Raw genomic sequence first — 9664 nt, forward strand, 5'->3', positions numbered from 1 at the left:
GCCATTTTGTGATTTTAAAACCCTTGCTGGGTTTGGTTTTCAATTCCCAAAAGTGTAGCCACACTTTTGGGAATTGGTATAACTTATTTGGCTATAGCTATAGTTGAGGTTATCCATGATTATTGCGGTTTTCAAATGAGTGCGTACTCATTTAAAAACAAAAAACAATCCTAGTAAGGTTTTTGAGTTTTCATTTTGCCTACGGCAAAATGAAAACTGCAATATCTTATATTCAGGTCGTAATTTACAGTGCTTTGCGCTGTAGGTGCTAGGTCATCTTTGATAAAGGCAAGAAAATCTTCTCCTTTCATTGAACCATGAATCGTTTTCAGGCAGACAATATCATCGACCGACATAGCCCCCTAGCAGCAGCTATAATGATTTTCTTTTAATATGTATATCCCAATTCTTTATTCTTTTAGACGATGTCCCTATGCAATTCGCGCCAGAATGACTCTCGCTTATGCAGGCATTCAGTACGAGTTAAGAGAAGTCTCTTTAAAAAATAAACCTCAGCCAATGCTTGATATTTCCCCAAAAGGAACTACCCCTGTAATGCAGGTGTTTGCTGAGAAGGACTTTCAGGTTTTAGAAGAAAGCCTTGATATTATGAATTGGGCAATTCAAAAGAACGATCCCTTCCATTGGCGTGATTTGGCAGATGACGAAATGACGATCGCTAAATACTTAATTGCGACCAATGATCGCGAATTTAAAATTGCCTTAGATCGCTACAAGTATCCCAATCGATTTCCTGAAAAGCCGCAGGAATTTTATCGCCTCCAAGCAGAGGAGTTTCTGCAAGTTTTAGAGCTGCAACTAAAAAAGCGATCGCTAGAACAAAATAGTAATTTTTTAATTAGCGATCGTCAGACCTTCGCCGATGTTGCCATCTTTCCCTTTATCAGACAATTCGCCTATGTCGATATCGCTTGGTTTCAATCAAGTCCCTATCAATGCTTGCAGCGCTGGCTCCAATGGCATGAAACGAGTGCGCTGTTTGAGTTAGTGATGCAAAAGTATCCTGTTTGGATACCTGAGCAAGAAGCAGTCATAATTAATATAGATTAATATAGCTGCCGCCAAGTGTACTAGGACATAAACCTCAAGAGTTAACTTGCGGCGCTTCGCGCCGCAAGTTAACTCTTGAGGTTTGATTTGTCCTAAGTCAAGTGACTGTAGCTATATCAATTAAGAGATAACCCCAAAGATGAGTGGTGGCGCTTCGCGCCGCCACTCATCTTTGATTTTGATGGCAGACATAGGGTATAAAATGGTGTAGGAAGTTGACACAAATTGCCCTAGGGTAATGCTTTGACCAACTCCCATAATGAATATGGAGTTAATAGTATGAAATCCCTTGCCCTTTTGAGTGTTTCTGACAAAACAGGACTACTCGAGCTTGCCCGCGAACTATCAAACACTTATAATTTTCAGTTAATTAGTAGTGGTGGGACTGCTAAGGCACTCAAGGCGGCAGAACTTGAAGTTACAAAGGTTTCCGACTATACGGGCGCACCTGAAATTTTAGGCGGACGAGTAAAAACCTTACACCCACGTATTCACGGTGGTATTTTAGCCAGACTCGATCTACCTGAGCACCAACAGGATCTGGCTGACAATGCGATCCAACCAATTCGGATTGTGGTTGTTAACCTCTATCCATTTGCAGAAACGATCGCTAAGCCCGATGTTACCCTTGAAGATGCGATTGAAAATATTGATATCGGTGGACCAACCTTAATCCGCGCCTCGGCAAAAAATTATCGCCATGTTGCCGTATTATCCAGCCCCAGCCAGTATGCAGAATTCCTTACCGAACTGAAGGCAAATAATGGGGAAACAACCCTAGAGTTTCGTCAGAAATTAGCGATCGCAGCTTTTCAGCATACCCAGTCCTACGATCAAGCGATCGCCACATATTTAGCCAATCCCCAAAGTACTAATCCAGAACAGGAACCTGCAAATACCCTGTCCTCCTCCTACACCCTACTTTGCAATAATCCTAAGCCTTTGCGCTATGGTGAAAATCCCCACCAACCTGCCACATGGTATCAGGTTGGGGCGACCCCTAAGGGATGGTCAGCCGCACAACAGTTACAGGGCAAAGAACTTAGCTTCAATAATTTATTGGATCTAGAAGCAGCAAGGAGTATTATCGCTGAATTTAGCGATGATCGCCCCTGTGCCGTCATCATCAAACACAATAACCCCTGTGGTGTGGCGATCGCCTCTACTATTGCGGAAGCCTATCAAAAAGCTTTTGATGCGGATGCCACCTCCGCTTTTGGCGGAATTGTCGCTCTCAATCGTCCCATTGACGAAGAAACTGCGAATCTGCTCAATAAAACCTTTCTAGAATGTATTGTTGCTCCAGCCTGCGTCCCAAGCGTAGCAGCGATTTTGAGCAAAAAAACAAATTTACGGGTGCTAGTTCTGTCCGATTTCAAACAAGGTTCCCATGAAACCGTGAAGACGATCGCTGGCGGAATGCTCGTTCAGAGAGCGGATGATGAGCCAGTCAAACCTGAGACATGGCAAGTGGTTACCCAGAAGCAACCTACGTCCGATCAGTTACAAGAGTTGATTTTTGCTTGGAAAGTGAGTCGTCATGTCAAATCCAATGCGATCGCTATTACCAAAAACTTTGCCACCTTGGGTATCGGTGCAGGACAAACGAATCGGATCGCTTCCGCCAAAATTGCGATCAAGCAATCTGGTGAAAATGTAAAGGGAGCTTTCCTTGCTAGTGATGGCTTTTTTCCCTTTGATGACTCGGTACGGACGGCGGCAGCGGCAGGGATTGTTGCGATCGTTCAACCTGGAGGCAGCATGAGGGATGATATTTCGATTAAAGCCGCTGACGAACTAGGATTGATTATGGTATTCACTGGCGTTCGCCATTTCCTACATTAAGTAGTTTTTTACGCAATAAAAAATGAGTGGCGGCGCTTTGTGCCGCCACTCATTGACTCTAAAATTTTACAAAAAAGGACGCAATGCGCTTTTTTTACGTATAGCTGCTGCAAACCCCAAGAATTGAATGGCGGCGCTTTGCGCCGCCATTCAATTCTTGGGGTTTAATTTTTCCTAAGTCAAGTGACTGTAGCTATCATTTGAAATGGGATTTGAGAAAGGGTTTAAGTATCAAACCCTTTCTCAAATCCCAAAAGTAAAAGCCTTGCTAAGCAAGGCTTTTACTTTTGGGATTTTAAAATTTGCCAGCTTAACTAGAACTGATACCAATTCCCAAAATGGCAACGCCATTTTGGGAATCTCAAAACCTTACTGGGTTTGGTGTTTAATTCACAAAAGTGTTGTCACACTTTCGTGAATTGGTATGACGTTTTTTTATAGCTGTCGCCAGTTTTGTTATGACAAAATCAAAACTCCAAAGGGAGTTGCCGCGCTCCGCGCGGCAACTCCCTTTGGAGTTTTATGTCCTAATACAGTTGACGGCAGCTATACTGACGCTTTTTTTACTGTGCAGTTGTTGGTAAGACTGCTACTGACTTAGCGTTCGGTGCTTTAGCTTGGAGAAACTGGGTTTCTTTTACAGCTTGATTGGATAGAGAGAAGAGGGGATTAGAAGCAATACCCGCGATCGCTGTGAAGATCAGCGTAAAGACGATCGCCGCTTGTAGAGGCTTCATACCCACTTGAGTCCATGTAATAGCTGGATAGTTTTTGACTGAATCAGACATTTCTTGAGGCTCCTTAACTACCATCATCTTGACGACGCGGATGTAGTAATAGAGAGAAACTACACTCATAACCAGCGCCAGCAAAACCAAGCCATAGGCATGAGCCTGCCAACCTGCCCAGAAAATGTAGAGCTTACCAAAGAAGCCTGCAAGGGGAGGGATACCACCGAGGGAGAGAAGGCAAATACTCAAAGCGAGGGTTAGTAAAGGATCTTTTTGGTATAAGCCACTATACTCACTGATCTGGTCAGTTCCCGTGCGCGAAGCAAACAGAATGATGCAAGCAAAGGCTCCCATATTCATAAACAGGTAGAGGATCAGGTAAAACACCATACTGGAATAGCCCGCTTCGGAATCGATCGCCATGCCCAACATGACAAATCCTGCTTGTCCGATAGAGGAGTAAGCCAACATACGCTTCATGCTGGTTTGGGCGATCGCCACCACATTACCCAAGACCATACTCAAAACGGTCAAGACCACGAACACGTAATGCCATTGCAGAGAAGCAAGAGGAAATGCAGTAATCAAAAATCTGAGCGCAAGTCCGAAGCCAGCCACCTTCGAGCCGATCGACAAAAAGGCAACTACAGGGGTGGGTGAACCTTCGTAAACGTCGGGTGTCCATTGGTGGAAAGGGACTGCCGAAAGCTTAAAGGAAATCCCAGCAATTACAAACACCATCGAAATTATTAGCGCCGTATTGCTAACGGTAATTTTTGAAGCGATCGCCGTTAGCGATGTTTCGCCACCAGAGAGTCCGTAAAGCAACGACATACCATAGAGAAAAATTGCCGAACTTGCCGCACCAACCAATAAGTACTTCAGGGCAGCCTCGTTGGAGCGCGGATCGCGTTTGGTGTATCCCGAAAGCAAGTATGACGAAATACTCAAGGTTTCAAGGGCGACAAATACCATCACCATTTCGTCAGCACCCGTTAAGAACATCGCGCCTAACGTGGCACTAAGCAAAATCACCAGATACTCACCTACCACTACCCCCGACTGCTCTAAATAACGAATGGAAACGAGGATCGTTAATAGAGTGGACAGGACGATAACGGCACGAAAAATAATGCTGAGTTTGTCACTATTAAAACTGCCCAAAAAGGCGATCGGATTTTCTAAGCCCGTCCATTGCCACACAAGGGCGGCAGTAGCTGCGATTAGACCTGCGATCGCAATATATGGGAGAACATTTGCCGATTTGCGCCCCGATGCAATCAGATCGACGATCAGTACGAGTACTAATGTCCCAATGACTATTAGTTCTGGCAAAATCGCGCCGCTATTGAGCAGGGCATTGAGACTTGCTGTATCCATACTTAATTTATGTATTGTTGCTATGGCAATTGTACCTAGATTTTGGTTGCAATTAGCGCTCGTAGATTTTATGGCAAGCATAAAGAAAAAGCATAAGTTGCCCAAATAAATCACCCGAATATAGCTATAGCCAAATAAGTTAAGACATAAACCCCAGAAGAGTGTTGCGGCGCTTTGCGCCGCAACACTCTTCTGGGGTTTGTTTTTGTCCTAACATAACTGGCTACTGCCATAATACCAAGTTAAGAAATGGCTACGCCATTTCTTAACTTGGTATTATGGCTCGATCGCTTGCAAAACTGCTTTGGGCAAGAGCTTATCCTTAAACCACAATGTCATCCCAATATCCTCGATCACCTTGACTCCAGCCTTTTCGAGATTAAGCCGTTCGGAAATCGCCAAAATCAAGTTCTCGCAATTTGCCTGACGTACCTGTGAAAACTTTTTGCGTAAATATTCTGGTCGCCAATAGCCGACGATCTCCAATAAATAACTGCGCCCATCAGGATGGACTAACCGAAAATCAGGAATCATCACGCTCCCAGGAATGGGAATGAGATCGACCTCTCTTTCCAATTTCCATTCCGTTTTTAAATCTGCCCACCGCTCCGCAAAGGACGACTCGATCGCACTGTCATACATTTTGCCCGCAGGGTAATGGCTGACTAAACCACATTCCGAATCAAGGGTGAATAGTCCCGTCCGCTTCTTTTTAGAATAGGGATCTTTTTCCACTAATGTGGCTTGCAGGCTCCATTTCGTAACATGTAACAGGGCAGGAAGAAGTTTGGCGATCGCCAAACCATAGCGAGTGCTCGTACCAAATAAACTCGTCGCACCATCGACAGTAATCGTAAAGCCATAATCCACATCCCCCTCGATATAGGACATTAACTGAAATAGCTTGAGGTATCGAAACAGAAGCTTATACTCTCCTGGATCGTTGCGATGCACCTTAAGAGTCATATGACTGGCTCGATAGAAAATCCCTTGCACTTGCGAGAGATTATAACGATGGATTAAATCTTCAGCCCTTGGCTTGTCAAATTGCGTCAGAATGCGGTTCTCGATCAGGTCAGCATAAAGCCCTTGAATGATTTGTGAAGGAAATACTTCCCGATTGAGTTCTTGAGTGAGTTGATCGGCAAGCTTTGCTAAAGTTTCTTCTGTCGCTTGCTGACTGGGAATGACTTGCGTTGCAAGTTCAAATACGCGGCGGCGCAATTCCTGCGGTTCCAAGGGACTAAGGATTTCAAAGGTGCTAAAGCTGGATTTGAGAATATGCGCTAATCCCCGCTTTACCCGATAATCAGGCGTATCTCCTTCCATTTCTTGCAATTGGCGATCGAGTTCGCCTTGTGATTGCCCCTTACATGTTTCAAAAATAGCGATTAATTCTGTAGCGATCGCCAGAGTCTTATCATCTAATTTTAATCTCTTAGGAATGACAGTTTCGCCATTCAGCCGATGCATTAAGAGTTCGCTAGGCAACATAAATTTTTGAATTTTGCTGGGCAATGCTAAAAGAACAGGACTTTCAGAAGGTGATGAATTTGATCAATCACAGACCGAGAAAATCACTTGACTATCGTACTCCTTACGAAGTATTCTTTGCTTCGTCAAAACCCGTTGCATTTCATCCTTGAATTAGCGGCTTGGCGCGTTGCGATATATTATAAGGGGGATTTATCCGTTAGTTAGTTGCCGTTATGCCAAAATGTTCTAATAGTGCTGGCTCTTGTCAAGCGGATATCCATTACATGTTGTCGACTACGGAGCTCTTACCTGCGTTTGTGGACTTGACTGCTCGACTTAACTACTTGGTTAAGATAAGACTTTCTATCCTAGCCAAATCTATGCACTTCCAGTGCATAGATAGTTCAGTTAAAAAGATATCTTATTTAACAATTTATCTCCCATCTTGTAATAAAAATCTAAAGTTAAACTTACATTGGTTAATCCTATGACGACTCCGAATGTAACCGAGAATAGTAATAGTGATTTTGAAGAGATAACAGATTTATTAAATCGTCAACTTGAGAACCAAGGAATTAAAGTCGAGGCCGATCAAAAAGATAACTGCATATATATTTTGTTAGAATCCAAGCAAATTCAAGATCGCAAGCATCTGCTCGACTGGATCGGCAAAAGTATAATGGATCTAGGCGATGACTCAATTGAGATAGTTAAAGTATATGGTTATAAATTAGGAGATCCTTTTCCATCTTGGGTTCAGCAGATTGAACTAACTAGAGACTACGACCTATGGAAGCTCCCAACCAAAGTAAATAAGTCATCTGTAACGAGTATTGATATTGCCAAGATCCCAAAAGTAAATGAGAACAATAAAGTCTCTTTAATTACGCAATCTTCTCTTGAACACAATGACAGAGAAAATGCCTTAACGGATCGATTTTTAGTATGTGGTTTGGGTAGCTTAGGGCAATATTGCGTTGTTAATTTAAAGAAATTCGCTTCTCAAGAGGCAGATGTTTGCATAACTGCTATTGACAAAGTAAATCCCGACAGTTGGGAAATAGATGACATGCAAAAACAGATTATTGAGAAGTTGATAATCGGTGATTGCTGCAAAGAAGATATTTTGATCAAAGCAGGAGTTATGGACTGTAGGGCGATTCTCTTGGTTACAAATAACGAGGGAGTTAATATTGAAGCCGCGATCGCCGCTCGAAGACTCAATCCGAAGATTCGATTGGTAGTTCGCTCATCCAGACAAAATCTCAATAAACTTTTGAAAAACCGACTGGGTAACTTTATCGCGTTAGAACCAACAGAACTCCCTGCTACGGCATTTGCACTGGCGGGACTGGGGGGAAAGACCTTAAGTTTCTTTAATATAGGCAACACTAGACTACGTGTAGTAGAACAACAAGTATTGACGAAGGATATACGGTTTGATAATTTACCTGTTTCTTTACTGCACAAAAAGAATCTTCGCCTCCTTAGGGTTCCTAATGCGGATTCAGAAAAGCTTTTTTTTCAGTGGCAACCTGACATGAGAGTGCAAGCAAGCGATCGAATTGCTTATATAGAAGAAGTGGAATTCCATGCCAACACCTTCAACAAGACCTTGAATAATACTCAGGCAAGGTCTAAACAGGTTTTGCAATTCGTTCGAGATCTCGTTCGGGGGGATTTTCGACAAAAGGTTGATCGCTTCCAACATTGGTTAGAGGAACAACGCTCTCGCCAGATTATATTTGATGGTTTAGTAACTGGCGTTGCGCTTTGGTCTTTGAGTGCGGTAATCCTAAAATTTAACGTACCAAGTATGACTTGGGAAAAGGCGATCGCTAATGGTGTTATTCTGCTACTAGCTGGATTTGGGGATGTTTTCGGAGGACTCGACGCAGAAGCAGTTCCATTCTGGGTACAGTCAATTTGTTTTCTCGTTACTGTAGCAAGTCTTCTGTTTTTATCGAATGTACTTGGACAGATTGCCGATAATTTTTTAAGTTCGAGGTTTGATTTCTTAAAACCACGTCTTCCAATCCCTGAGAAAGATCATATTGTACTGGTTGGACTTGGAAGGGTGGGTCGTCGAGTAGCGTCTATATTAGAGGAATTAGGACAGCCGATTGTAGCTATAACCGATCAGATAGATATTGCCCAACTATTGCCTGAGATACCAGTTTTGACTGGAAATATTGTGGGAGAACTGGAAAAGTCCAATCTCTCTGCGGCAAAGAGCTTGGTAGTAATGACTGACGATCAGATGTTGAATCTTGAGGTAGCTCTAATGGCTCGCGAAGCTGCTCTGGCTATGCATCGGGAAATCGGCTTGGTAGTGCGAACCTACGATAGTCGCTTCAGTGAAAGTTTGTCAGATCTTCTCCCTCATGCTAAAGCATTATGCGTCTACGAATTATCGTCTGAAGCCTTTGCAGGTGCAGCTTTTGGCGAAAATATGCTGCAATTATTTCGTCTTAACAATCGGACAATTCTTGTGGCTGAGTATCAGATTGAGGAAGCAGATACTCTTAATGGCAAAATTTTGGCGCAAATTGCCTATGGCTTCGACGTAGTTCCTATTTTCTATCAGAAATTTTCTTCATCGAAATCAACCGAACATACTGATTATCTAATGCCGTCGGACGATATTCGTCTAGGTATTGGCGATCGCTTGATCGTACTTGCATCGATCTCTGGTCTCCGACTTATCGAAAGAGGAGAGGCTTCTCCACCTCGTCTTTGGAGATTGCATGCCAAAAAGCCTCTAAGTCCGAACGTTATCCTTGATGCGGGAAATACTCTTAGGAATATTTCAGGATGTAGTCTCAATCAAGCCAGAGATTTTATTAATTCCCTGCCTGGATTCGTCGAACTGCCACTATATGATATACAGGCTTATCGATTGGGTCACGAACTAAATAAGCAACTCCCTGTTAAACTTTTTCTAGCATGAAGAGAGATAGCTTATGGATGCGATCTCGATGCAAAAAATCATTCAGAATGCCTTAAAAAGGGTAGGTAATCAGTTTAGCGTGATTACATCTATAGTTGTCACCAAGTGTACTAGGACAAATCAAAACCCAAGAATTAATTGGCGGCGCTTCGCGCCGCCAATTAATTCTTGGGTTTTGATTTGTCCTAATTCAAGTGACTGTAGCTATATA

The 9664-nt window shown here is 43.1% G+C and carries 6 protein-coding genes; 4 read left to right on the plus strand and 2 right to left on the minus strand.

Annotated features, from left to right (window positions below):
• Window positions 1–393 precede the first annotated feature (393 nt).
• Both AC805_RS14025 and purH read left to right on the plus strand, forming a co-directional pair.
• Window positions 394–1071: a glutathione S-transferase gene (locus tag AC805_RS14025; RefSeq protein ID WP_055075993.1), complete on the plus strand. Its 678-nt coding sequence runs from the start codon at window positions 394–396 to the stop codon at window positions 1069–1071.
• 279 nt (window positions 1072–1350) lie between these two features.
• Window positions 1351–2916, plus strand: a complete 1566-nt coding sequence (purH, locus tag AC805_RS14030; protein ID WP_055075994.1) for a bifunctional phosphoribosylaminoimidazolecarboxamide formyltransferase/IMP cyclohydrolase — start codon at window positions 1351–1353, stop codon at window positions 2914–2916.
• A 563-nt stretch (window positions 2917–3479) separates the two neighbouring features.
• Here the strand turns inward: purH and AC805_RS14040 are convergent.
• Window positions 3480–5027, minus strand: a complete 1548-nt coding sequence (locus AC805_RS14040) for an NAD(P)H-quinone oxidoreductase subunit N (RefSeq protein ID WP_055075996.1) — start codon at window positions 5025–5027, stop codon at window positions 3480–3482.
• A 276-nt stretch (window positions 5028–5303) separates the two neighbouring features.
• Entirely contained in the window at window positions 5304–6521 is a 1218-nt protein-coding gene (locus tag AC805_RS14045) for a DUF790 family protein (RefSeq protein WP_055075997.1), read from the minus strand.
• 23 nt (window positions 6522–6544) lie between these two features.
• On the opposite strand from AC805_RS14045, the gene AC805_RS27150 reads away from it, so the two are divergent.
• Together AC805_RS27150 and AC805_RS14050 are read left to right on the plus strand one after the other, a co-directional pair.
• Window positions 6545–6673, plus strand: a complete 129-nt coding sequence (locus tag AC805_RS27150) for a hypothetical protein (protein ID WP_269433588.1) — start codon at window positions 6545–6547, stop codon at window positions 6671–6673.
• A 317-nt stretch (window positions 6674–6990) separates the two neighbouring features.
• Window positions 6991–9453, plus strand: a complete 2463-nt coding sequence (locus AC805_RS14050; RefSeq protein WP_055075998.1) for a TrkA family potassium uptake protein — start codon at window positions 6991–6993, stop codon at window positions 9451–9453.
• Window positions 9454–9664: the final 211 nt, after the last annotated feature.

The sequence above is a fragment of the Pseudanabaena sp. 'Roaring Creek' genome (assembly GCF_001402795.1).
Taxonomy (GTDB): domain Bacteria; phylum Cyanobacteriota; class Cyanobacteriia; order Pseudanabaenales; family Pseudanabaenaceae; genus Pseudanabaena.